Origin of the sequence: Microcoleus sp. FACHB-SPT15, from assembly GCF_014849525.1 — a bacterium.
GTDB classification, from domain to species: domain Bacteria; phylum Cyanobacteriota; class Cyanobacteriia; order Cyanobacteriales; family Coleofasciculaceae; genus Symplocastrum; species Symplocastrum torsivum.
In genome coordinates this window covers 1-24448 of the sequence record NZ_JACJNU010000040.1, presented here as the reverse complement: position 1 = coordinate 24448, position 24448 = coordinate 1, and the positions used below count along the sequence as shown (strand labels likewise).

Here is a 24448-nt window from a genome sequence, read left to right as displayed (position 1 = left end):
GTCTACGTTCATTCCTTCCCACTAGCTACGGTACCTCAGCCACAGAGCTATCCCGTAGGGAGTCGTTAATCAGGGTTATCTTGTCTATGGCTTGGCTGCTTGGAGTCACAGTGATTATATCGAGCTGTTCTTCTAATTCCGCCTCAGAGACTCCCTCCCCCATCGCCACTGTGACAACAGTTAGCGCCGAAGAATTAGAAAACTACGCTAAAGCCGTTTTAGCGATCGAGCAAAGCCGTCAAGCAGCATACAGCGAAATCCAGCAAATCATCAACGAGGAGCAGGTTCCTAACTTTAGCTGCACCCAAGCTGACACCATTTATGCTCTACCAGGTAATGTTCGAGACATTGCCGTGAACTACTGCGAACGAGCCAAAGACATTGGTGAAACTCAAGGATTGACAATGACGCAATTTAATGCAATTACTGTGACTGCTCAATCAGATTCGGAGTTACTCAAACGAATTCAAAATGAATTGGTTCGCCTCCAATGATCGTTGGGTGCTTAAACGCTAAGTTCTTTTTGTCGCCATGCTGACTCTTACACAACGGTTGCCTACAACGGAGGAGGTAGCATTTAACTTTACCCTCTCGCTCACTGCTGAGGAACGTACCCGGACACGCCATCGTTTTGAGACAGCTGATGGTAAGGAAGTGTATTTGCGCCTACCCAGAGGGACGGTTTTGCATGATGGGGATTTACTGCAATCTGAGGATGGCGACGTGGTTGTTCGGATTCTTGCTAAACCGGAACCTGTGCTAACAGTGACATCTCAGATACCAGTAGCTCTAATGCGAGCCGCTTACCATCTGGGTAATCGCCATGTACCCATAGAGGTTGCTCCTAATTATGTACGGTTGTCTCCTGACCATGTGTTGCAGACAATGCTGGAACACTTAGGAATGCAGGTAAAAGAGGAAGTCGTACCCTTTCAGCCAGAAATTGGGGCTTACGGGCATAGTCACACTTGAGGGAAAATATAGCAGTCGCTATAGCGACTCTTGACTCTCGCTTTCATACAGAAACAAGACCCGTCAACCTTTTGCCTTTTGCCATAGGAGGAGAGGACGTTCTGGTTCAATACACTGACTCCCTTCCCGATAGAAGAATATCTAGGGAAGGGGAGTGGGGAGTATTGAGCGGAAAGAATCATTCAACTGAACAGGCTAAACCATCAGCACTCCATTTGCCGGACTTGCGCCAATTGCACCAGAATAAACTAAGCCGCGATGGGTATCTAGTGTCAAAATTGCGCCATCCCGAATGATTTGGGTAGCATTTTTGACACCAACAATTACTGGCACTCCGAGACGTAAGCCAATCACAGCCGCGTGACTCGTTAGACTTTCGTCTTCTGTAATAATTCCAGATGCCTTACGAATTGCTTCGACATAATCAGCATTGGTTGACGATGCGACGAGAATTTCTCCTGGGTTGAAGTTTCCCACGTCCACCGCGCTATGAGCCACACGAGCAAGACCACTAACGGAACCTTGACCAATACCAATTCCTTGACCAAGAACAGCGGTTACAACCTCGACTTTAATCAAGTCGGTTGACCCTGGAACGCCTTGGAGTGTACCTGCTGTCATTACCACTAAATTCCCCTCTGCCAGAAGTTGCTTTTCTTGAGCGACATTAATTGCCGCTTGGAAGGTTTGACCTGTGGAGGGTAAATCTAGCACTAATAAGGGTTTGACTCCCCATACAAGTTGTAACTGTCGTGCGACATCAACGTGAGGTGTTATTGCCAGAATGGGTGTGAAGGGCCGGAACTTGGAGACATTACGGGCAGTAGCACCTGTTTTCGTTAGTGTCATAATCGCGGAGGCTTGTAATTGCTCGGCAATTTGACCAACAGCTTGAGAAATCGCATTGGGAATCGAGCGTCGGGTGTCCTCGGTTTTGCGACTGATTTGTTCCCGCTCAATCCGTACTGCAATCCGTGCCATGGTCTCTACGGCTTCAACAGCGTATTTCCCGACAGCAGTTTCATTCGAGAGCATCACGGCATCGGTACCATCGAGAATCGCATTAGCAACATCGGATATCTCAGCACGAGTCGGTCGAGGTGAGTGAACCATGCTGTCCAGCATCTGGGTAGCGGTGATGACCGGAATTCCCAAGCGGTTGGCTGTGGCAATCAGTCGCTTTTGCAGGATAGGAACATCCTCGGCTGGCAGTTCAACACCTAAGTCACCTCTGGCAACCATCACGCCGTCACACAGAGAGAGAATCGCCTCCATTTGCTCGATCGCTTCGTGCTTTTCGATCTTGGCAATCACGGGTACCTGTTTCCCGGCACTGGCAATCAGTTCTTTGATTTCTAAGACATCTTGGGGGTTACGGACAAAGCTTAAGGCCACCCAGTCAACCCCTTGATCCAGACCGAACATTAAATCCTGCCGGTCTTTATCGGTCATCGCCTTAATCGATAGGTAGACACCGGGGAAGTTCACGCCTTTGTTATTGGAAAGGGTGCCAGCGACGACGACGCGACAGTGCAAAGCACGTTTAACTTTGTCTACTTCTTCGACGTACATTTCGACTTTGCCGTCATCCAGAAGAATTGTTGCTCCGGCTGGCACTTCATCCGCTAGTGGTTCGTAGGTAACGCAACTCATTTCTTGGTTACCAAGCATGAATTCGCTTGTTAAGGTATAGCGATCGCCTTTATTGAGAACAATCGGGCCGTCCTCAAACTTGCCTAGGCGAATTTTCGGTCCTTGTAAGTCTTGTAAAATCCCAACTGGCTGATTGAGTTCAAATGCAGTTTGGCGTATCAGGCGAATACTGCGCTGGTGGTCTTCATGAGTGCCGTGAGAAAAATTGAGTCGTAAAGTAGTGGCACCTGCTTTGATCAGCGCTTTCAGAACGTCTGGGCGACTGGTGGCAGGGCCAATCGTGGCAACAATCTTAGTTCGACGCAGAGAATTTTGCAGTTGCATAAATGGAGATGCTTTTTGTGAGCAAAGGGAAGTGACCTTGGCACGGCACGATAGAGTAGATTATCTCAAGTGTCATTTGACGCTCTTGACAATCAGTGGAGGATATCTGGCTATAGTCTCACAGATTTTTGCCCCGTTGCTATCTACTGCCTAACTCCACTCCATTCTTCTAGCTGTAGCTTACGCTATCCGGCATCTTCGACTCTTTCAAGTTGAAGCAAACAAGATAGGACGGCTTGCAGCTTATACATACACTGACTGACTAGGCGACTAGTATCGGTTGAGTCCAATAACACCTTTGAGTTTTGCCTCACTCAGATTAGCACCACTCAGATTGGCATTAACCACTGAAGCAAGCTCCAAGTCCGCTTGATTTAGATTGGCAAAACTCAGATTAGCATCCGTCAAGTTTGCCCCCCTTAAGTCGCACAGGGTTAAGTTGGAGTAAGTTAGGTTTGCCCCCGTCAACTGGGCACTGATAAGACCGGCGCGTTCTAGGGTTGCTCCTACCAAGATAGCCTTCGTTAAGTCAGCAGAACGCAGTTGAGCTGACCGTAAGTCAACACCAGTCAAGTTGGCATTGGTAAGATTAGCACTGTGTAGGTAAGCAAACTGAAGTTTAGCTGCTGTGAGTTGGGCATTTGTGAGGTTTGCGATCGCAAGTTTGGCATTTGTCAAATCAGCACGCTCTAGATTTGCCGCACTCAGATTAGCACGGTTCAGACCCGCACCCTTCAACGTCGCCCCGGTAAGCGTAGCACTACTCAAATTCGCTCTCTGGAGATTAGCAGCAATTAAACTCACATTCACCAGTGATGCCTCAGTGAGGATTGCCGCATTCAAGTCAGCTTCATTTAAAGAAGCTCCCTCTAAATCAGCACCGCTCAAGTTCACACTATCAGCATTTGCTGTATCCAGATTTGCCCCATTGAGCAAGGTGTAACTCAGATTTGCCCCGCTGAGTTTAGCAATCTTCAGTTGTGCATTTTGTAAATTTGCCTCAGAGAGATTCGCACCTGCCAGGTTAGAACCAGTCAAGTCAACCTCGCTCAAGTCCGCCGCTGCCAGAGTCGCATAATCGAGTTGGGCTTGGGCAAGGTTAGCATTAGTCAACAGCGCACCTGTAAGGTCAGCCGCCGATAAGTTAGCCCCTTGAAGGTTAGCTTCTCGCAAATCAGCAACAATTTCCTCAGAGTCCTCTTCTTTTAGCCCTAACTTTGCCTGCCTCAAATTGGCACCTTGAAGGTTAGCTTCCGTTAGCTGGACACCGATTAACTTAGCACCGCTGAGATTAGCACCAGCGAGGTTTGCTCCTCGAAGATTTGCCCCATCTAGGTTCGCACCACTTAGGTCTGCTTCCAGGAGATTAACATCACTAAGCTGGGCGTCCCTCAAATCACACTTAGGACAAGCCTTAGTATTCAGTAGTTGTTCAAGATGTTTGGGATTGGCAGCATTAGCAGTGGTGGCAAACCCTTGGCTAATTAAGCAGGTAGACACAAAACCTAAGACACCATAGGCTAACCCCCCCTTTATCCCCTTGACTAAGGTGAACGTTGAAAAGAAGGCAGAAGGCAGAGGGCAGAAGGCAGAAGGCGTAAGAAAAATTTTCATCCCAACGTTTGTGAGCTTTTGTCTCATGGTGTCTAACAACTAACAACCAACCACCAACAACTAATCATCCACGATACTGAATGCGGTAAATGCGGTTATTCGCTTCTTCAGTCAATAACAGGCTGCCATCAGGTAGTACTAGTAACCCAACTGGGCGGCCCCAAGTTGTTGGTCCAGAAGGATCGAGGAGAAACCCAGTCAGGAAGTCTTCGTAATAGCCTTGAGGCTGTCCAGAGGCATCAAAGGGAACAAACACTACTTTGTACCCAGTGCCTTGGTCGCGGTTCCACGAGCCACGAAAGGCTACAAAGGCACCATTACGATATCTTTCAGGAAAGGTTTGTCCATCATAAAACTGTAATCCCAAAGCGGCTGAGTGAGCTTGGAACAGGACATCGGGAGTTGTGGTTTGGGCTACCAAGTCAGGACGTTTGCTTTGCCCGTTAGTTACTTGACGTGGGTCGATACGATTTGGTGTCAGGTAGGCATAGGGCCAGCCGTAAAATCCCCCCTGTTGTACGCGGGTGAAGTAATCGGGTACCAAGTCATCACCCAAACCATCTCGTTCATTAACCGTGGCATAGAGTTCGCCTGTAGTGGGGTGAAAGTCCAGTCCGACTGGATTGCGTAAACCGTAAGCGAAAGTTTGTTGGTTGGAACCATCCAGGTTCATAACCTGTACAGAGGCACGAGGCAGTGGTTCTTCATCAACATTTGAGCGTGAACCAACCGTGACGTAGAGCTTTGTGCCATCGGGTGCGGCGACTACGTTACGTGTCCAGTGCTGGTTATATCCACCAGGGGTGAGGTCAGCAATTTTTTGCCCTCCGCCATTGAGTTGCTGTTGACCTGAAGTATAGCGGTAGCGGCGCACTTCACCCGTATTAGCGAGAAAGAAGGAGTTACCCGCAAAGGTCATACCAAAGGGAATGTCTACACCATTTTGCGCGGTAGCAAAGGTTTTGTTGACATCGGCAACGCCATCACCGTTGGTGTCGCGCAGGAGACGAATGCGGTTTGCCCTGGTTTCGGTTACCAGTACATCACCACTGGGTGTCAAGGCAAGCCAGCGTGGAGCATCCAAACCGTCAGCATAGACGTTAACTTGGAAACCTACTGGTGCCTTCAGGGTTGGGTTTTGCGGTATGTCGATGACGTTGGGTGACTTGGAGGCGCTATTGGTAGCGAAGGGTTCCGGTAAATTGTCGAGAGTAATTTGAATCGGTTGAGGCGTTAGTGGCTGTGTACGAACACGGTTTTTTGTTGGGACAGCAGTTTGCTGTTTGGGCTGGGTAGGTGTTTCAGTGGGTTGCTGTGCCGTTTGAGGGGATTCCTCAGAGGGAGATTGTTGTGCCTGTGATGAGGTGGGTTCTACGATTGAGCGATTAGGTAAGCTACAGGCAGTAGCGGCACTCAGGAGAAGCAGGAGTGTCAGGAAACGCAAGGGTTTCATGGCAAAAATTGGTATATTGCGACTTATTTCCAGGGTAGTTGTTGAGATTGGAAGTGGCGCGAGAGACTTTGCCTTTTTGCAAGGAGGCGCAATGCTCTCCTGAACTCCTGTGTTCTTCTTGTTCAATGGTGCTACTCAGCAGCACGATGGTTCTGGAAGCGATCGCATTTCTCCTACCAGATTTATCTCGAAGTGAATCTAAATAAATGTTGCTTTTTATTTAAAATGAGGTTAAATTTTATTACAGAGAAGGATTCCTAAATTTACAGTAATGCAAGAACAAAAGCCTAAGTTTGGTTTTACTCCTTTTGCTGAAACCTGGAATGGTCGTTTGGCGATGCTAGGCTTCGTGATTGGTTTAGCGACTGAGTGGATTACAGGGCAAAACATTCTGCAACAAATCGGCTTGATGTAATCAGTCAGTGCTGTCTTATTGATAAGAAGACACGGCTGTGAGTTCTAGTTTAGAGATGCAGGAGTATAAAAGCGATCGCTCTAGTTGCGTCTGTCGTAACAGGGATTATTGAAATTCTAGTTTTCTAAGTCTTGCGGCTAAGGGGGGTAAAGAGGTGGCTCTTACTCCCCTTTTTCTTGCTGTATATGGTTACGGGAAAGATTTAGCGTAATGTCCAGCCGTTACCGAAACTCGTTTCCCTGAAAACCAAGTAATTTAGCGAGTTGTGTAATACCGAAGCATTGTAACTATCAAAGCGCCTTTCAATGCAGCATCTAGTTGCTTTACAAACAGCACCGCAGCCTGAGTATCGTTACTCAGTTCAGATAGAAGTCGAGCGGCTTTGGAGACTTCTTTAGAGTGATTAAATGCCCATTCCTCATAGTGTTGCTGATTGGCAAGCACTTCGTCTACTGCCTCTTTGCCAAAAAGCTCTCGTAACTCTATCCACTCACGCCGCTTCACTAGCTGACTCTCATTCAAGAATATTTAATACGCTTTTAGGTTATCAGATCGGCAGCGCGATCGGAAAAACATGAAGGCACGGCTCAAGAAAGCGACACAATCGTGGTAGGCGCTATTCCTACTGTTGAAGAAGTTTTCAGTTTTTTTGTATTATTGATATTTAAAAATCTACCATAAAACTAGATTAGGAACAATTCCCTAACACCCAATTCTCACTTAACTTTATTTTGCAATGTTAATAGTAGTTATCCTCAAAAAGTAAACTTACATTTCATTTGCTTGTATCTAGAAGAGAGAGTCGGTACATTAGTAATTGAAGCTACAAAGCTTCTCTGACAGAAACCACAGCGAAGTTCACATTCAAGAAAAGAGGTAAAAAACCGCTGTTTTATCTAACATCTGTCTCATTAAACAACAACATCAGCGCTCAACTGGAAAACTGATATTTCCTCAGCTAGAAAACTGGGAGCAATACAATTGAACGGGTTAGTTCATTGCAACTCCGCGTTAAATTGCTCAAAAGAGGAAATCAATCGGTAGGTCTAGATTGAGTGCTGTTGTTGTTTTAAGCTTTCAAATTTAGCAGCAGTTACATCTGGTAAACTGTCTCGTCTTCCTCTCGCCAAGCTGGATCAACAATGCAGATGAATACTAAGGGTTCTACTCCAGAATTACGGATAAACTGCTTGGCATTTGGGGGGATGTACACCGCATCTCCCGGTTCCACTTTCTGAATTTCATCATCAATATACATCTCACCTGTGCCAGTGAGGATGTAGTAAACCTCAGACGTTGTTAATGAGTGCGGTGCCGAAGTTTGCCCCACAGGGACGGTTGCGTGTGCCAAGCTATAACGCAACTCTAGTGGTTGCTTATCTGGGTGCAACAACTCTCTGAGTTGCGTACCATCCCCCGCAATGAACTCTACACAAGCATTTAGCTTTTGAACCAGCATAACCTGTTAGCCCTGATAACCACATAAGCTAGGCTACAGCCTAAGTGGCACTCGCCTGATTATTTCTATTTCTGGAACAATAGTCTGAACAGTAAATTGCTGCCTCAGTATTGGCATCGGAGGGATGCACCGTACATTTAAGGCGATGGTCGTTAGTGAAGAACTGACAATCAGTGCAAGGGATTTGATGCAAGCGTTTGGCAGCCACTACACCTTCTTGAACGGCTGACAAGACTGTCAAGAAGAAGAGAATGATTAACCCCCAGGTTAGGCAGAAGCACAGAGGCACTAGAAATGGCTGGAGGCTATGAACCAGTGGATAAAGAAGTTGAAACACGACCTATTTTTTGTAGGAGGAACGGTTATAAATAAAATTAATTGAATTTATAACTTTTTGCAATCATATTAAGGGGCAATCCTGGCTTATCTAGATGTAAAGTTTAGCCAGGTGCGATCGCAAAAGTGTCACGCCCTTCTATTGCCGTTGTACCCAAGACAAATTTCCCACTGAATAGTCTCAGCAGGATTGGCAAGGTAGTAAGATTCGGTTCTTTTCCTAAGGCAATGTTGCCTGTGCAGTTATAGCAGTAGCCACGAATGTTAGGAAATTAAGGGGAGAAGAGCGTTCCTTAACTAGAGCCGATTTGACCCAAAGCTGACCGCTGATAGCTGACTGCTGATAGCTATAGCTAGAAGGGAATATCATCCAAATCTTTTTGGCTATCTGCATTACCAACAGGAGCAGTCTTCACTGTAGCGGGTTCAAACATTGGCTCAGAGTCATAATCGGCTTCAAAATCACTCCTATCGGACATCGGTGCTGATTGCCGAGGTGACCTCATTGGTACAACAACATTGTTAGATTTTGGGAGAGAGGTGGGGGCTGGAGCCTCATAAGACGATGTTGCTGGTACTGCCACATGTGGCTCAAAGCTAGTGTCAGCGCCTAGTTTGTGAATCCGAGACGCAGTGAGTTCAGCACGTTTTTCCTTAAACCCCTCTGGTCGGTCAATTGTATTCATGTTAAGGCGACCTTCAATGATTACGCGATCGCCTACTGAATAATTTTCTTTAATTTCACTCGCAAAGTTACCCCAACCTACTATTTTTAAAGTGGCTGGAGGATCTTCTGCTCTTTGTCCAGGAAACTGAACCAGCATCTGGGCAATGGGAGTTTGATTATCAGAGGTATAACGAAGTTCTGGATCTTGAATGATCTGTGCCATTAAGATACAGGTGTTCATAGTTCAAGTCTCCTGGCGCTTTTAGTAATCAGCCTGTTCTTGTGCCTACTTCAGTAGCGATTGTTACTGTGCAATCGTTGCTATTAGCGGACAGCTTAGCAATTTATCCCAATAATAGGCAAAAAAAGGATAAAGGAGTCCGCCCAATGTTCAGCGTCCTCCTCATCCATGATAGAACAAGTGTACCAAAGCCGTCGGTCTAGCGATCGGGAGAGCCGTCTCAGTTGTGCGACAAATCTTCAACTGAATGCCAGTAACTTAGGCTCCGGAAGGCACAGCGGATTTTATAATAGAGCTTCCGCTTTGGGGGCTTCTGTCCCCTCTTCTTGTTCAACAAACTCTTGAACGTAGCTGCGATACTTCCTCAAGGTGTTATCTGCCCACTCCCTATCATCACTATTGGCAAAGATATGTACCAGAGGCTCTCCAGCATCCGGCAAAATCAACACCCAACTATCATTGAGATGGTTGACAATCTTCACTCCATCAATCAGTTCTAGATTTTCATTGGAATGGGTTTCTACGAGATAACGCATTAATGCCCCCTTCACCGTCCAAGGGCAGCGAACCGTATAAGTTTTGTGGGAAACGCGAGGCAGTTCTGTGCGAATTTGAGCTAGCGATCGCTCTTGCACCGTCAGCATCTCAATCAACTTGGCGATACAGAACATCGCATCAAAGCCGGGATGGAGTTGCGGGAAAATAAAGCCCATGTCCCCACTTCCTCCCAAAATAACATTGGGATTAGCCTGAGATGCCTCCATCAGTGCTGTAGGATTTGCTTTCGTCCGAATCACTCGACCATCATGACGCCGCGCAATTTGCTCCACTGCACTTGATGCGTGTACAGGTACGATTACAGTCCCTCTGGGATGAGCCGTCAACATTACGCTCACCATCAGCGCCGTTAACATCTCACCTCGTACTGGCATTCCCGATTCATCCACTAAAATTAGCTGTTCTCCATTCGCTGATACTTGGACACCAAAATTCGCTCTCAGTGCCTCGACTACATGACCTAACTGAGTCAGCAATCCTTCTCGTTCAACTGCCGAGAGTGACATTTGGTTCAGACTGGCATTGAGGACAACGGCATCACAACCAAACTTTGCCAGTAGTATCGGGAGAATAGCACCGGAAACCGAGTAACCATAGTCAATTACGACCTTGGAGCTACTGTGACGAATTGCCTCTATATTTAAACTCTTCTCAAAGCCTGTGCTGTAGAGGTCCATGACTTGGCTGGGGTAAGTAACATTGCCAATTTCATGAATTTGCGATCGCCGCAAGTCTTCCTTAAAATACGCCCCTTCAATCTTCTTCTCTTGCCCTTTAGAGATATTGATTCCCTTGGCGTCAAAGATTTCGATGAGAATGTAATCAGGGCGATCGGGATGCACTCGCACATGAATTCCACCAGCTACAGAAAGCGTTGGGATAATCATGCGAGTAATCGGAATGGCTGTCGCCTCCAAGTTCTGGACATTGACACCCACAGACATCAAACCCGCAATTAAAGCCCGTGAAACCATCCGGGATATACTCCGTTGGTCACGGGATATTGCTACTTGGGAACCGGATTTTAAGGTAGAACCATAGGCAGCTCCCAACTTCACAGCAAATTCTGGGGTAATATCAATGTTCGCTAATCCTTGAACACCCCGTTGACCGAAGAGATTGCGTTGTGCTGTATTGCCCCAAATTAAGTTAATATTTAGCGTTGCCCCAGATTCAATCCTCTTACTCGGCCAAACCCGCACATAAGGGCTAACTTGTGCTTCTTCCCCAACAGTTGATAGAGGACCAACAACAGCACCCTCCAACACATGAGCGCGACGGTCTACACGAGTACCCCGGCAAATCACGCAAGCACGGAGATGAGCTTCCTCGCCAATGATGGCACCATTCCAAAGAATTGGACGCTTCAAGTCAGCGTCAGTGGCGATAGTGACGTTATCACCAATGACTGTTCCTGCCTCAATCGTGACCCGTGCGCCAATCCGACAGTTGCTGCCAATTAGCGCTGGAGTTTGAATCCTAGCCGTCGGGTCAACGAATGTATTCTGACCAATCCATAACCCCGGCTTATGCTCATTGTAAGCATAATCTAGCTTTACCTTTTGCTGTAATGCATCGTACTGCGCTTCACGGTAAGCATCCAGATGACCAACATCACACCAATACCCTTCAGCAATATAGCCGTACATTGGCTCATCTTTTTCCAGCAACAAGGGAAACAAATCTTTCGAGAAGTCACTTTCCGTATTGACCGGAAGATAGTCTAGGACAGAAGGTTCCAGAATGTAAATTCCAGTATTAACCGTATCTGAAAAAATTTCGCTCGTAGACGGTTTTTCTAAGAACCGTCGAATCCGCATTTGTTCATCCGTGATGACGACGCCAAACTCAACAGGATTGGGAACACGAGTCAACACTAATGTTGCTTTTGATTTATTACTTTTATGAAATTCAATGGCAGCACTCAGATCAAAGTCGGTGATACTGTCGCCACTAATTACTAAAAATGTGTCATCTAGTAATTCAGCAATGTTTTTTACGCATCCGGCAGTACCTAGAGGCTGGTCTTCCTCAACGGCGTAAGTCATTTGTACACCAAAGTCACTACCGTCTTGGAAGTAGTCTCGCATGACATCTGGGAGATAGTGCAGTGTCGCTACCACCTCTGTAATCTGATGTCGCTTGAGTAGGTTGATAATGTGTTCAGCGATGGGTCGATTGAGAATCGGAACCATCGGTTTGGGAAGATCACAGGTCAGCGGCCTGAGACGTGTTCCCGAACCGCCGGCCATCAGCACTGCTCGCATAAGTCCTCCTATTTTGGGCGCTCTACGGTGTTATGTCGTAATGATTTACATTCCGCTTGTATTTAATAGTCTCTTATGATGGTAAAACTTACGATATCCTCCACAAGACGCGACTTACTCTGAAGATCGCGCTTTTCTTTGTCACAGGCAAGTTTTATCAATGAATTAGAAAGGAGGGGAGAACGAAGGAGTTTAGGAGTTCAGAAGGTCTTTCCCTCCACAACTGGGCAATGGAATGGATAGACTAGAAACTGGATCAATGCTACTTTGACCTGTCTTTGGAATCAATTCCGTAGACTCCCCCACGCTAGGCGAATGTTTGATTTCACTTTTGAGGAACCCGAAGCGCCTACAGCAAGGTAGTTTTATTGATACGTGCGGAAATTGACTCAAAGAAAAGCTTGGACGGCGTTAACTTAGTCAGTTGTCATGGAGTTGATTTAGATGAAAGCAATAATTATTTTGGCTTTGTTGGGGATTTATGGCTACGGTGCATGGAAGTTTTGGAAGGGTTTTGAGCGGACTAACTTCAGCCGAAGTTTGCCTAACCGGATTCGCTTGTCTCTGCTGTGGCCGGCTTTGATTGTGATGAATCCGTCCTATCGCAAAAACTTTAATAGAGCTTTGAAGGGTTAAGTACTACTGGATAATTGTTGATTAGTGAACGTCTCTGGCTGATTGGTGGTACGACTGAGAGTGCTGAGTTGGCGGCTGCGATCGCAGCGGTGAGCCGACCTTGCACGATAACTGTGACAACAGAAGCTGCTCAATTTCTTTATCCCAAAACTCCTGTGTTGCAAGTTTGGGTAGGGCGTTTAGATACTAATCAGCTAGAGCAATTTTTGCAGGAACAGCAAATTGCTGCTATTCTCGATGCTTCCCATCCTTATGCCGTGGAAATTTCTAAGATGGCGATGAGGGTAGCGGCTAAACAGCAAATCCCCTATTTACGCTTTGAGCGCTTAGCTGTTGACAAGCCAACTGAGTCCTTTCCAGTAATTTCGTTGAATAGCTTTGAGGCACTTGTAGCAGGTGATTATCTTTACCAGCAACGGGTGTTACTTACCGTTGGCTATAAAGCTTTACCTTTATTTCAAAACTGGCAAGATAAAGCAACATTATTTGCCCGGATTTTACCAGCCGTAACGTCTCTCGAAACTGCGATCGCATCAGGATTTAGCCCAGATCGAATCATTGCTGTGCGTCCTCCCATAACGGCTGAGTTAGAAAAAGCACTTTGGCAGCAGTGGGATATCTCACTTGTTATAACAAAAGCGTCTGGTAAAGCTGGGGGAGAAGAGACTAAGCGAATTGTTGCGGCTGAATTAGGCATCCCGTTAATCATTATTGCTCGTCCAGCAATTGACTATCCACAGCAAACTAGCGACTTTTCAGTAGCGTTGGAGTTCTGTAAGCGTTACATAGCACCACTATCAGAAGAAAGTTAAAAATTTATCCGGAAAGTAGCCTCTACCGTTGGGAATAAAGATTTAGTAGATGCACCCTGATACTACCCCCAGTTTTTACAGGCTGGGGGTTTTATTATTTTCAGATACCGCTGTGCTGCTGCACTGGAAGAAAAAATTGCAATTGCTTAAGCTGTAGCTGGAGAGACTATACCTAAAAACTCTCGTACCTTTTCCAGGTAAACCTCTGGTTTCTCTAACATCGGAAAGTGAGCTGTCTCTGAAATCTCAAAATACTCAATTTTTTCACTCAACTCTGCCGCTCGTCGCCCTAACTCTGCCGGAATAATCTTGTCGTACTCACCAGAAATCAAAAGTGTCGGTACACTAAGCCGAGCAAATTCTTGAGGCATTACTTCAGCCGCATACTTACTCACTGATGTCAACATTGTTCCCAAAGCGGCTGTGTAATCTGCTGCAAGGTAATCTTCCAAAAATGCACGACTGATTGCTGAAGGTAACGGACGGTGCAAAAATCGCGCCATGAACAATGAACCAGCAAAGGGAACGTGCAGGAACCAGCGAGGACGAAACTTCACAACGTAACCGCCAATTTTATGGAAAGCGGTAAAGGATTTCTCTTCGTATTCAAAAACACCACTACAAGTCAAAATTGCCCGTTCTACTCGCTCTGGATAGCGATTGAGGAACAGCGCCGCCGCAGAAGCGCCCATTGAGTGAGCATTGAGATAAACTCGCTTGAGTTCTAGAGCATCTAACAACACTGCCAAATCTTCGGCATACTCCTCCATTTCGTAGAGTAACTCTATCGACGTTTCGGGTAAAAGCGATCGCCCAAACCCTCGCAAATCATAAAGTAAGCAATCAAATGTATCAGACAGGGCATTAGCTGTACTTTCCCAATAGCGGGACGAACCCCCCCAGCCATGAACAAAAACCATCACTGGCTTTTGTTCAGAGGTTGTTGATTGACGAATCCATTCGTAGTGATGTTCGACACCGCGAACGTTAATTAGAGGCATTGTTTGTTGTTTGTTATGGGTTGTTTGTTATTTGTATTTGTGATTATTGATCAAAAACTAATAACCAACAACCAATCACAACTATCAAAAATTAACAACTAACAACTAACAGCAAATAACAACTACGCCGATTCTGGTTTGGGTAGGGAAGAGGGATGTACCAACAATTCAGCAGTTGAGCGCTTCTCTACCATCTCCCGTGTAACGGTGCAACGGGTGACATCCTTACGAGAAGGTAGCTCATACATTACATCCAGCATCAATTCTTCGACTATGCCACGTAATGCTCTCGCTCCAGTTTTACGGCGATAGGCTTCTTGCGCGATCGCACGAATTGCGTCTGGCTTGAAATCCAACTGCACACTGTCCATCTTCAGCAGTTTCTGATACTGCTTCACTAGTGCGTTGCGGGGTTCCGTCAAAATCTCCATCAATGCTTCTTCGTCCAGCGGGTCAACCACAGCAACCATTGGTACACGCCCGATAAACTCCGGAATCATACCAAATTTGACCAAATCATCCGGTTCTAAATGCCGCAGAACATCCGCTGCCCGCTTTTCCTTCGACTGACCTTCCCCTGGCTGAACAAAGCCCATAGAGCGCTTACCAATACGCTGCTCTACTACCTTATCCAGACCAACGAATGCGCCACCGCAAATAAACAAGATATTGCTTGTGTCAATCTGAATACAGTCTTGATAAGGATGCTTACGTCCACCTTGCGGGGGGACATTTGCGATCGTCCCTTCTAGCATCTTCAGCAAGGCTTGCTGAACACCCTCACCAGAGACATCCCTGGTAATTGAGGGGTTTTCACTCTTACGGGCAATCTTGTCAATTTCGTCAATGTAGATAATCCCTCGTTGGGCTTCCTCTACATCCAGATCTGCCACTTGCAACAGTCGCAGTAAGATATTTTCAACATCTTCCCCGACATATCCTGCTTCTGTCAGCGTTGTCGCGTCTGCCACAGCAAAGGGCACATCCAAGACACTCGCTAACGTTTGAGCCAGCAGCGTTTTCCCACAACCCGTAGGGCCCATCAGGAGAATGTTCGACTTTTGCAGCTCAATACCATCCTCCGTAGCTGCTTTGCCATGGTTATGGTTCTTCGACTGGACAAAACTCAGACGCTTGTAGTGATTGTAAACGGCAACCGAGAGAACTTTTTTAGCTTCGTCCTGACCAATCACATGCTCATCGAGATACTTTTTCAGTTCTCTCGGCTTGGGAATCTGAGTTAATGAAAGACCAGAAGCACGAGTCCGACGCTTTTGAGGCGGTTCTTTAGGGGGAACTGGCTGAGGAGTTGGCGTACTCGAATCAAGCAACTCCTCATCTAAAATTTCGTTACACAGGTCAACGCACTCATCACAGATGTAGACTCCCGGTCCGGCAATCAACTTGCGTACCTGCTCTTGAGACTTGCCGCAAAACGAACATTTTAGATGGGAGTCGTATTTAGACATAAGAAGCCTCTTACTTGATAGGAGTGACAGCTGCTTCCGAGGAAGGAAGGTTCTGCCTGGTGATGACCTGATCAATCAGACCATAGCTTTGTGCTTCCGCCGCTGACATGAAAAAGTCACGCTCAGTATCCGCTTCGATTTTTTCGATGGGTTGACCTGTGTGATGAGCGAGTAGATTGTTCAGCGTCCGTTTATGGTAGAGAATTTCTTTGGCTTGGATTTCAATATCAACAGCCTGCCCTTGGGCACCACCAAGGGGCTGGTGAATCATAATCCGGGAACTGGGTAGTGCCATACGCTTACCAGCAGCTCCGCCTGCAAGGAGAAACGCTCCCATGCTAGCGGCTAAACCAAAGCATATAGTAACAATATCCGGACGAATCTGCTGCATGGTGTCATAAATCGCCATACCCGCTGTTACAGAACCACCTGGAGAATTGATGTAGAGTTGGACATCCTTTTCTGGGTCTTCAGCGTCTAAAAACAGCAGTTGGGCAACAATTGAGTCAGCAACAGTGTCGTCTACGGGTGTTCCTAAAAAGACAATACGCTCTCGTAAAAGCCGTGAGTAGATATCAAAAGCCCGTTCACCCAGACCAGACTGCTCTACAACCATCGGGACGATGTTGCTGGGAATGACGGAGTAAATCTCCGGGGAACTCAAGCTGGTGAATTGGTAGTCAGAGGACTGGGATTGCAGCATAAAACAAACGTTAAGGCATCATAGTTGACTGTGGTGCCATACAAGCCTACTCACAGGATAACTTCCCAAAAGATAGCTTAGCTCAAGGCACCAACCATTCTTCTAGTGACCATTATGCCTCAACTGCATAAGGACTAACTTTCCGGGTTACCGAAAAAGGTGTGGGGTGAGTCTTCTTTAAGTCACGACTCACCCCCTACATCGATCAACAACAAAAACTGAACTGAGTGTTAAGACTAGTTCAATACTCCTTATTCCTCTGGGGTTGACTCTGCTTCTACGTCAATGGTTTGAGTAGAGGCATCAACCTCCTCTTGGGAAGTTGCTTCTGCTTCTGTTTCTTTAGCTTCTTCGATTGCTTCGGCCGCTTCAGTTGTTAAGGAACCTTTGGGTACCAGTTCAATAGTCGCGTGTTCTTCGAGCCATTTAATCGCTTTCTCTTTGAGTAAATCCGACTCAACTACTTCACGCACCCGCGTTGGATCAACACTTTGCCCAGCAAACTGCTCCATCAATTCTTTAACTTTGGCTTCAATCTCCTCCGGTTCGGGGGTGAGAGATTCGCGCTTGGCAACTTCCTGGAGTGCCAAAGACTGCCGAAGTCGCAGAATTGCATCAGGACGCGATCGCTCTTTGAGCTGTGGCAGCATTTCAGCGGTGAATAGCTTACGGATATCCATCCCATAGCTTTCCATCTGCATCGCTGTTTGCGTCAAAACCGTCTCGATTTCCCGCTCAATCATTGTTTCGGGAAGGTCAATTTCAACCTTCTCCAGCAGTGCTTCTACTAGCGCTTGCTCTTTACTTGCGGCTGTTTCTTCCTCGGCTTTTTCCCGAAATTGCTTTTCTAGGGATTCCCGTAACTCAGCCATTGTTTCCACTTCACTGACTTCTTGAGCAAAGTCGTCATCTAACTCTGGCAATTCTTTTTCTTTGAGTTCCTTAAGGGTGACGCTGAAAACCCCGGAGTTGCCTGCCAAATCTTCTCGCGGATAATCGTCAGGAAATGACACAGGGACTTCTTTTGTTTCTCCGGGATTCATCCCGACAATCCCCTTAACGATGTCCTCAATAAACTGTCCTTCCCCTAGTTCAATTTGAAAATCAGTTGCCTGTCCTCCTTGGATTTCCGTTGATTCTTCGCCTTCACCCGTTAATCGACCGGCATAATCGACGACGGCTACATCTCCCATCTGTGCCGGACGAGATTCTACAGGGATAAGGGTCGCTTGCTCAGTACGGCGCTGTTCTAAAAACTTATCAACAGACTCTGGGTCAGGCTGGGATTCCTCGGCTTGAACACTTAAACCGTTGTAATCACCTAAATGAACTTCCGGCGGAACATCAACCGATGCCGAGAACGTCAGCGGTTCTCCCGGTTGAAATTGGCTAGTCAATTCTTCATAGGTGGAGATTAGCTTGTAGTTCCCCAGCGCTTTAATCGATTCTTGCTCGATCGCTTGCTTGAGACCATCTTGAACTAAATCTTCGAGAGCCGCTTCCTTGATTCGTTGTGGACCCATCCGCTGAAGCAAAATCTGGCGCGGTACCTTCCCTTTACGAAACCCAGGAATGTTGGCAGAGCGGGCGAGGTTTTGCACGACCTTTTCGTAGGCTTTTTTGGTCGTTTCGGCGGGAATTTCAATTTCCAGACCGAGCTGGCTCTTCGGCAGTCTTTCCTGAGTAACTTTCATTGATGCTTTGGTGTCAGACAACTTAAATAGATTCTTCGTTTCAATGATTCGGGACGGATAATTCAACAGATGCCTGATTTAAGAGGGGCATTTCGAGGGATGAATGTCGGCCTCTCGTGATATCCTAGGTTTTGCAACCAGTAAGTATAAGCATCTAGCAGTTTTTCCCTTGTGGTCGCCTTGGAGACAACCCTCTTGGCTGTCCTTGTGGTTTCCGTATCTGATGATAGTACATTAGGAGCGCGTGGCGAGCGTTTGCGATCGTAGAGCGTATATCCTACCCTTCGAGAACTCAGAATTTCAGGTGTTTTTAGGATATCGCTGCACTCAGGCAAACCAAACGTCCAAACTCACGGAAGAGTAACTAATAAGCTTAAAAAAAATTAACAACTTTTATCGGCTCTTCAAGCCAGTGTTGAAAGTATCTCTTGATTTGATTTGGTGGAGGAAATAAATTTGTCTTTTCAAATTCGTGTTGCCATCTTAGGTGCAACGGGTGCGGTAGGTACAGAGTTATTGGAATTACTGCATAGCCGCAACTTCCCCCTTGCCGATTTGAAGCTTTTGGCATCACCCCGCTCAGCTGGGCGTACAATCGCCTTCCAAGGCGAAAATCTGCCAGTGGAAGCGGTATCAGACCATTCGTTTGATAATGTTGATTTAGTCTTAGCCTCAGCTGGAGGAGCAACCTCAAAAGCATTTGCCCCCAAAGCTGCCGAAAAGGGTGCAGTTGTCATCGACAACTCCAGTGCCTTTCGTCTTGACCCAAAAGTGCCTCTGGTCATTCCTGAGGTGAATCCTGAGGCAGCAGCAACCCATCAAGGAATTATCGCCAATCCCAATTGCACGACAATTTTGATGGCAATGGCGGTTTGGCCCCTACATCAGGTACAGCCAGTGCAACGAATTGTTGCGGCAACCTACCAATCGGCTAGTGGTGCTGGCATGAGGGCGATGGAGGAAGTCAAAGCGCAAGCGGAGGCGATTTTAAAGGGTGAAACCCCGCCTACAGAGTGCTTTCCTTATCCTTTAGCCTTTAACCTCTTCCCCCACAATTCACCCCTGAATGATCAGGGGTACTGTGAGGAAGAAATGAAGATGGTCAATGAGACGCGCAAAATTTTTAATGCGCCTCAGCTAAGAATCAGCACAACTTGTGTACGGGTTCCTGTACTACGTGCTCACTCAGAAGCGATTAACCTAGAATTTGGGCAGCCCATGCCAGTAGCACAGGCACGAGAAATATTAGCTAATGCTCCTGGAGTTCGACTGGTGGAAGACTGGAAGGCAAATTATTTTCCAATGCCAATTGATGCAACAGGTCGTGATGAAGTACTGGTAGGTCGGATTCGTCAAGACCTTTCTCATCCCTGCGGTCTAGAACTTTGGCTTTGTGGAGACCAGATTCGTAAAGGTGCTGCATTGAATGCGGTGCAAATTGCCGAGTTGCTAGTTGCCCGAAACTGGCTAAAACCGATGGCAGCAACGGCAACGGTTGCTTATTAAGTGAGAAGTGATTTAAGTAAACTTGAAACCCAAGAAGCATATAGATGAACATAAATGGTTGAGTGTCACCATCATGACTTTTCGGATAGGCTCTAAAGAACGGCAGCAATACCAAAAAAGCCAAGGAGGAATGAAAAGAGGGTGAGCAATTTTGGACGTGTGCTGACGGCAATGATCACGCCATTTACAGAAAATGGCAGCGTGAATTATGAGGTTGCAGAGCAGCTAGCGGTTCATTTAGCTGATAACGGCACGGATACTCTTGTGGTCTGTGGCACTACGGGTGAATCTCCGACTCTAAGCTGGGATGAGGAGTATCAGTTATTTCATGTGGTGCAAAAAGCGGTGGCAGGCAAAGCCAAGGTAATTGCAGGCACAGGCTCGAATTCTACCGAAGAAGCGATCACAGCGACGCAAAAAGCCGCTAAACTAGGATTAGATGGTTCATTACAAGTCGTTCCTTATTACAACAAGCCACCCCAGTCAGGGCTTTATCAGCATTTTCAGGCGATCGCAAAATCCTGTCCTGATTTTCCCTTGATACTCTACAATGTCCCCGGTCGTACTGGTCAAAATCTCCAACCGGAGACCGTTGCCCGCTTAGCCGATATTCCGAACATTGTTGCCCTTAAAGAATCTACGGGTAACTTTGACCAGGCAAGCCAACTACGGCGCTTGACACCACCGGAGTTCGCTATCTACTCAGGTGACGACTACTTTACCTTAGCGATGCTGGCTGTTGGAGGTACTGGTGTCGTCAGTGTTGCGAGTCATCTAGTCGGCAACCAGCTTCAACAGATGATCCAAGCCTTTCAATCTGGTCAAATCAAGGTAGCAACAGACATCCACTTAAAACTTTTTCCCCTATTTCAAGTTCTCTTTTGCACAGCTAATCCCATCCCTCTCAAAGCAGCGCTGAAACGACAAGGTTGGGAAGTAGGCTCACCTCGCCTACCGTTATCGGAACTGCCAGATGACCTTGCAAAAAGTTTAGAGGATGTTTTGATTGAGCTTTCTCTACTTTAAATAAGCCAGATATTACTACAAACTTTTCACCAAAAAACAAACAAGTCTTTCTTATGGATAACTCTTGATAGTTACTACATCATTCCTTTTCCAGCCGTTTTGCACTCTCTAATTGTTGCTAACAGCTAGGAGATAGAAAAAACAATAAAGCACACGTTTCAGCCATCATCTCCTTTTTTGCGTAATGCCGGAATGATTATCGGTTTAAAAAGTTTTGATGATTCTGAGAAGGCTGATGCTTTTGCCAACGCTGCTGCGCTTTCTTTACACTTACCCACCGCACAAAAGCGGGAACTTTTACTCACATGAAAACACAACCTCAAAGGAGGCAAATGACTAATAAAGAATCCACACCCGCCCTAAAAATTATTCCCCTCGGCGGGCTGCATGAAATCGGTAAGAACACCTGTATTTTTGAGTTCAATGACGAAATTGTCCTCATAGATGCAGGACTTGCCTTCCCCAACGATGAAATGCATGGCGTCAACATTGTCCTTCCCGACATGACCTATCTGCGGGATAATCGTGACAAAATCAAGGGCATGATTGTCACCCACGGGCACGAAGACCATATCGGCGGGATTGCCTACCACCTAAAGCAGTTCGACATTCCTGTCACGTATGGTCCACGTCTAGCTATGGCATTGCTACAAGGCAAGCTCGAAGAAGCAGGTGTGGCTGACCGCACGGTATTGAAGACCGTACAACCTCGTGAAATGGTGCGAATTGGCACTTCGTTCGTTGCCGAATTTATTCGCAATACTCACTCCATCTCTGATAGCTTTACCATTGCTCTTCACACCCCAGTTGGTATCGTGATTCATACGGGTGACTTCAAAGTTGACCACACGCCAGTAGATGGTGAATTCTTTGATTTTCAAAGACTGGCAGAACACGGTGAAAAAGGTGTTCTATGCTTATTGAGTGATTCCACCAACGCTGAAGTTCCAGGAAATACCCCATCAGAACGCTCTGTATATCCGAATCTTGATCGCGTCTTCGCTCAAGCACCCGGACGACTACTGGTAACGACATTTGCTTCATCGGTTCACCGGGTGAATATGATTCTGGAACTGGCGCAAAAACACAACCGAGTTGTCTCGGTGGTTGGTCGCTCGATGCTCAATGTCATTGCCCATGCTCGTAATCTTGGTTACATTAAGTGCCCAGACAACTTGTTTGAGCCGTTACACGCTGTTAGCAATCTACCTCCAGAAAAGGTACTGATTCTCACAACAGGCTCTCAGGGAGAACCAATGGCGGCAATGACGCGCATTGCTAACCAAGAACACCGACAAATTAAAATCCGTGAGGGCGACACGGTGGTATTCTCAGCTAACCCAATTCCTGGCAATACCATTGCTGTAGTGAATACGATCGACAAGCTGATGATACAAGGAGCCAATGTCGTCTATGGTCGCGACAAGGGAATTCACGTTTCCGGTCACGCTTCTCAAGAAGACCAGAAACTAATGCTTGCCCTGACTCGACCGAAATTCTTCGTTCCAGTTCACGGGGAACATCGGATGCTGGTTCAGCACGCCAAGATGGCGCAGAACATGGGTATCCCTGCGGAAAACACGGTGATTATCAACAACGGTGATGTCGTGTCGGTAACGCCGGATAGTATTGGTGTTACTGGCAAAGTTCCCTCTGGAGTTGAGTTAGTCGATAGAAGCGGTGTTGTTCATGACAGCGTACTAAAAGAACGGCAACAGTTAGCAGAAGACGGTGTCGTGACTGTAGCAGCTGCTGTGGATTGGGAGGGCAAACTACTTGCCAAGCCAGAAATTCACCTACGGGGGGTTGTCTCGGCAGTTGAGAAGTCCTTGTTACAACAGTTGGTGATCAAGACGATCGAGCGGACATTAAGCGATCGCTGGACAGAATTTGCTAAGTCCTTTGAGGGGGAACAAGCTGAAATTGATTGGGTAGGCTTGCAAACACAAATTGAGCGTGACCTCCAGCGTTTAGCTCGACGTGAACTTCAGAGTTGCCCCTTGTTAGTCTTCTTACTGCAAAGTCCGGAGGAGCCACCCATTAAGGTAACGGGTAGACGCCGACGCTCAACAGCTAAGGTAGCCTCCTAAACACTGATTCAGTAATCAAAATCTGGGTAAGGGCTGTTCATCGCTAACCACATAGGACTGACCCACTACAACACCGTGTAGGGTCTCGGCAATGCCCCTTGCTGACAACTTATTAACTCGGAAAAGACTGGCTTAACATTGGGAAACATTTCAGTGTCAAAGCCAGTCTTTTGACTTATGCCGTTTACAAACGTTATCAGTTATGCTGTTAAGTGTTGTTACTGAACCACTACGCCAAACTTTACTCAAAGTTCAGTGAGATTACTCAGGCACTATTCTTGTGGTCTCAGAGAACATATCAACAAGCAGGTCAACTTTAAAAATTTTCATAAACCTGACATTCATAGTCGTTGCCATCAATAGGCATTTTCACCCATTTACTCCTGCTGTTGACTAAATGTACCTGATAAATCCTGTTTTAAGATCAGCTGCTGATTGCAGCAGTGAAGTGACCCAATCAATTTACTAACGGGTCAGACCATACAGAACCGACATACCTGTAATAACAACAAAGCTTCGCTCTTCTAGGCAACTGGGAAGTGCCAATTGCTCCTGGCAGCCCGCCAAAAAATTCACCGGGATTTATCCGGTGTGGATAGCTAAGCAGTTGTAGGTTAATTACAAGCGATGCGGTTCGCTTCTTCCGGACACAGGAAAGTAATCATGAATGTATCGGAGTATACAACACCTAATCTAGTTCACACAACCTGGGCTTGGATTCATCCCCAAAGGGTGTCCTCACAGAACCCAATTTCTGCCAATCCCCTCCAACCTAAGAAAACCTTAGATCTGCTTCAGCCACTACGGCAGTGGCTTGACAACGTTGAAGTCCGCAATCCCAAATTGGCACACCGCCTTTGCAAACTGATCCCGGCGCAGTGTCCCTTTGAGCGTGACGTTAAACTCTTAGGTCATACCCTTTTTCACATTCCGCCGATGTGTAAGCTGAATCCACTTTATGAAGAAGTGGTTGCCTTACGCTTCCGTGCTTTGTGCTATCTAGCTGATGAATGTGGTGAAGATATCGCCGCTTACTGCTAGTTTCCTAACTACTAGGAAATTGATCTAAGCCCCACGAGGGCATAGATGATGAAAGAGTATTGTTGGTTCTCAAGTAGGTCATTGCAGATAAGCAATGACATGGAGGTTGTAAACCATCGCTAATCGATGGAGATAAAAGAATTTCTTTTGCTTTTCCGAGATAGCGGACGCGATACCCCTGTCACTACCCTATATAAGCGTGTACTCAGTACTTAGTTTTCTGTAGTGCGTTCACTTCGCGGTTTCTTTCTTACAAAGCTTGTTTCCTAGTGGAGAGATGGACGTAGATCGAAATAGAATCTCCAGCAGCGCTCAAGTGGCTAAGCCACTTGAGCGTTGTTGCTATATTTTTGGTGCTAACACAAGCTCTTTACTACCCTCTGTAAATAAAGAAGATTGGTTCTTCAGTACTTAGTATGCTAAATATATAGCGAAACAAGAAAAGAAGAGATAAATTTAGTGTATCTAAGAGTGAGCAAACCCTGACTGACATTGACAGATGAGGCGCATT

22 protein-coding genes are annotated in these 24448 nt (G+C 46.5%); 10 read left to right on the top strand and 12 right to left on the bottom strand.

Going from position 1 to position 24448, the window contains the following annotated elements; translation table 11 throughout:
* The first annotated feature begins 170 nt into the window (after positions 1-170).
* Both H6F98_RS13575 and ureE read left to right on the top strand, forming a co-directional pair.
* Positions 171-494 (top strand): DUF4168 domain-containing protein, encoded by a 324-nt coding sequence (locus H6F98_RS13575; protein WP_192219230.1) that lies wholly within the window; start codon positions 171-173, stop codon positions 492-494.
* 37 nt (positions 495-531) lie between these two features.
* Complete coding sequence (ureE, locus tag H6F98_RS13570; protein WP_192219229.1) at positions 532-972, top strand: urease accessory protein UreE; 441 nt, start codon at positions 532-534, stop codon at positions 970-972.
* A gap of 195 nt (positions 973-1167) precedes the next feature.
* On the opposite strand, the gene pyk is transcribed toward ureE, so the two are convergent.
* The 3 genes from pyk to H6F98_RS13555 form a co-directional block, all read right to left on the bottom strand.
* Positions 1168-2949 carry a pyruvate kinase gene (gene pyk, locus H6F98_RS13565; RefSeq protein ID WP_192219228.1) on the bottom strand — a complete coding sequence of 594 codons (1782 nt, stop codon included), beginning with the start codon at positions 2947-2949 and terminating at the stop codon, positions 1168-1170.
* Positions 2950-3219: 270 nt separating this feature from the next.
* Complete coding sequence (locus H6F98_RS13560) at positions 3220-4563, bottom strand: pentapeptide repeat-containing protein (protein ID WP_206759651.1); 1344 nt, start codon at positions 4561-4563, stop codon at positions 3220-3222.
* Positions 4564-4627: 64 nt separating this feature from the next.
* Positions 4628-6016 (bottom strand): sorbosone dehydrogenase family protein, encoded by a 1389-nt coding sequence (locus H6F98_RS13555; protein WP_192219226.1) that lies wholly within the window; start codon positions 6014-6016, stop codon positions 4628-4630.
* 68 nt (positions 6017-6084) lie between these two features.
* Here H6F98_RS13555 and H6F98_RS33105 point away from each other — a divergent pair, with 68 nt between their 5' ends.
* Positions 6085-6222, top strand: a complete 138-nt coding sequence (locus H6F98_RS33105; RefSeq protein ID WP_206759650.1) for a hypothetical protein — start codon at positions 6085-6087, stop codon at positions 6220-6222.
* Between the two features lie 65 nt (positions 6223-6287).
* Positions 6288-6431, top strand: a complete 144-nt coding sequence (locus H6F98_RS13550; protein ID WP_192219225.1) for a high light inducible protein — start codon at positions 6288-6290, stop codon at positions 6429-6431.
* 255 nt (positions 6432-6686) lie between these two features.
* Here the strand turns inward: H6F98_RS13550 and H6F98_RS13545 are convergent, their stop codons facing one another.
* The 5 genes from H6F98_RS13545 to H6F98_RS13525 all read right to left on the bottom strand — a co-directional run bounded on the left by H6F98_RS13545 (position 6687) and on the right by H6F98_RS13525 (position 11959).
* Positions 6687-6953: a hypothetical protein gene (locus H6F98_RS13545; protein ID WP_192219224.1), complete on the bottom strand. Its 267-nt coding sequence runs from the start codon at positions 6951-6953 to the stop codon at positions 6687-6689.
* A 571-nt stretch (positions 6954-7524) separates the two neighbouring features.
* The gene (locus H6F98_RS13540) at positions 7525-7890 is read right to left on the bottom strand and encodes a cupin domain-containing protein (protein WP_192219223.1); all 366 of its coding nucleotides are present in this window, start codon (positions 7888-7890) and stop codon (positions 7525-7527) included.
* Between the two features lie 40 nt (positions 7891-7930).
* Positions 7931-8227: a hypothetical protein gene (locus H6F98_RS13535; RefSeq protein WP_192219222.1), complete on the bottom strand. Its 297-nt coding sequence runs from the start codon at positions 8225-8227 to the stop codon at positions 7931-7933.
* 352 nt (positions 8228-8579) lie between these two features.
* Positions 8580-9134 (bottom strand): single-stranded DNA-binding protein, encoded by a 555-nt coding sequence (locus H6F98_RS13530; protein WP_192219221.1) that lies wholly within the window; start codon positions 9132-9134, stop codon positions 8580-8582.
* Positions 9135-9418: 284 nt separating this feature from the next.
* A complete protein-coding gene (locus tag H6F98_RS13525) occupies positions 9419-11959 on the bottom strand; it encodes a mannose-1-phosphate guanyltransferase (protein ID WP_192219220.1) in 2541 nt (846 codons plus the stop codon).
* Positions 11960-12403: 444 nt separating this feature from the next.
* Between H6F98_RS13525 and H6F98_RS13520 the strand changes: the two genes are divergently transcribed.
* Positions 12404-12595, top strand: coding sequence for a hypothetical protein (locus tag H6F98_RS13520; RefSeq protein WP_192219219.1), 192 nt, complete (start codon positions 12404-12406; stop codon positions 12593-12595).
* Positions 12596-12612: 17 nt separating this feature from the next.
* A complete protein-coding gene (locus tag H6F98_RS13515) occupies positions 12613-13407 on the top strand; it encodes a cobalt-precorrin-6A reductase (RefSeq protein WP_313929869.1) in 795 nt (264 codons plus the stop codon).
* A gap of 146 nt (positions 13408-13553) precedes the next feature.
* Here H6F98_RS13515 and H6F98_RS13510 read toward each other — a convergent pair whose 3' ends face one another.
* The 4 genes from H6F98_RS13510 to tig all read right to left on the bottom strand — a co-directional run bounded on the left by H6F98_RS13510 (position 13554) and on the right by tig (position 18274).
* Positions 13554-14408 carry an alpha/beta fold hydrolase gene (locus H6F98_RS13510; RefSeq protein WP_192219217.1) on the bottom strand — a complete coding sequence of 285 codons (855 nt, stop codon included), beginning with the start codon at positions 14406-14408 and terminating at the stop codon, positions 13554-13556.
* Between the two features lie 122 nt (positions 14409-14530).
* Complete coding sequence (gene clpX, locus H6F98_RS13505; RefSeq protein ID WP_192219216.1) at positions 14531-15877, bottom strand: ATP-dependent protease ATP-binding subunit ClpX; 1347 nt, start codon at positions 15875-15877, stop codon at positions 14531-14533.
* A gap of 10 nt (positions 15878-15887) precedes the next feature.
* Positions 15888-16580: an ATP-dependent Clp endopeptidase proteolytic subunit ClpP gene (gene clpP / locus H6F98_RS13500; protein ID WP_199348459.1), complete on the bottom strand. Its 693-nt coding sequence runs from the start codon at positions 16578-16580 to the stop codon at positions 15888-15890.
* A 251-nt stretch (positions 16581-16831) separates the two neighbouring features.
* A complete protein-coding gene (gene tig, locus H6F98_RS13495) occupies positions 16832-18274 on the bottom strand; it encodes a trigger factor (RefSeq protein WP_192219215.1) in 1443 nt (480 codons plus the stop codon).
* Positions 18275-18730: 456 nt separating this feature from the next.
* On the opposite strand from tig, the gene H6F98_RS13490 reads away from it, so the two are divergent.
* The 4 genes from H6F98_RS13490 (at position 18731) to H6F98_RS13475 (ending at position 23937) form a co-directional block, all read left to right on the top strand.
* Positions 18731-19780: an aspartate-semialdehyde dehydrogenase gene (locus H6F98_RS13490; protein WP_192219214.1), complete on the top strand. Its 1050-nt coding sequence runs from the start codon at positions 18731-18733 to the stop codon at positions 19778-19780.
* 141 nt (positions 19781-19921) lie between these two features.
* Entirely contained in the window at positions 19922-20806 is an 885-nt protein-coding gene (gene dapA / locus H6F98_RS13485; protein WP_192219213.1) for a 4-hydroxy-tetrahydrodipicolinate synthase, read from the top strand.
* A 332-nt stretch (positions 20807-21138) separates the two neighbouring features.
* Positions 21139-22896, top strand: a complete 1758-nt coding sequence (locus H6F98_RS13480) for a ribonuclease J (RefSeq protein WP_192219212.1) — start codon at positions 21139-21141, stop codon at positions 22894-22896.
* Between the two features lie 663 nt (positions 22897-23559).
* Entirely contained in the window at positions 23560-23937 is a 378-nt protein-coding gene (locus H6F98_RS13475) for a Mo-dependent nitrogenase C-terminal domain-containing protein (protein WP_192219211.1), read from the top strand.
* The last annotated feature ends 511 nt before the right edge of the window (positions 23938-24448 follow it).

Excerpts from the sequence above, each read along its gene's own strand:
- ureE (WP_192219229.1), top strand. The coding sequence starts at position 532 with ATGCTGACTCTTACACAACGGTTGCCTACAACGGAGGAGGTAGCATTT.
- pyk (WP_192219228.1), bottom strand. The coding sequence starts at position 2,949 with ATGCAACTGCAAAATTCTCTGCGTCGAACTAAGATTGTTGCCACGATT.
- H6F98_RS13560 (WP_206759651.1), bottom strand. The coding sequence starts at position 4,563 with ATGAAAATTTTTCTTACGCCTTCTGCCTTCTGCCCTCTGCCTTCTGCC.
- H6F98_RS13555 (WP_192219226.1), bottom strand. The coding sequence starts at position 6,016 with ATGAAACCCTTGCGTTTCCTGACACTCCTGCTTCTCCTGAGTGCCGCT.
- H6F98_RS13550 (WP_192219225.1), top strand. The coding sequence starts at position 6,288 with ATGCAAGAACAAAAGCCTAAGTTTGGTTTTACTCCTTTTGCTGAAACC.
- H6F98_RS13540 (WP_192219223.1), bottom strand. The coding sequence starts at position 7,890 with ATGCTGGTTCAAAAGCTAAATGCTTGTGTAGAGTTCATTGCGGGGGAT.
- H6F98_RS13530 (WP_192219221.1), bottom strand. The coding sequence starts at position 9,134 with ATGAACACCTGTATCTTAATGGCACAGATCATTCAAGATCCAGAACTT.
- H6F98_RS13525 (WP_192219220.1), bottom strand. The coding sequence starts at position 11,959 with ATGCGAGCAGTGCTGATGGCCGGCGGTTCGGGAACACGTCTCAGGCCG.
- H6F98_RS13520 (WP_192219219.1), top strand. The coding sequence starts at position 12,404 with ATGAAAGCAATAATTATTTTGGCTTTGTTGGGGATTTATGGCTACGGT.
- H6F98_RS13510 (WP_192219217.1), bottom strand. The coding sequence starts at position 14,408 with ATGCCTCTAATTAACGTTCGCGGTGTCGAACATCACTACGAATGGATT.
- clpX (WP_192219216.1), bottom strand. The coding sequence starts at position 15,877 with ATGTCTAAATACGACTCCCATCTAAAATGTTCGTTTTGCGGCAAGTCT.
- clpP (WP_199348459.1), bottom strand. The coding sequence starts at position 16,580 with ATGCTGCAATCCCAGTCCTCTGACTACCAATTCACCAGCTTGAGTTCC.
- tig (WP_192219215.1), bottom strand. The coding sequence starts at position 18,274 with ATGAAAGTTACTCAGGAAAGACTGCCGAAGAGCCAGCTCGGTCTGGAA.
- H6F98_RS13480 (WP_192219212.1), top strand. The coding sequence starts at position 21,139 with ATGACTAATAAAGAATCCACACCCGCCCTAAAAATTATTCCCCTCGGC.
- H6F98_RS13475 (WP_192219211.1), top strand. The coding sequence starts at position 23,560 with ATGAATGTATCGGAGTATACAACACCTAATCTAGTTCACACAACCTGG.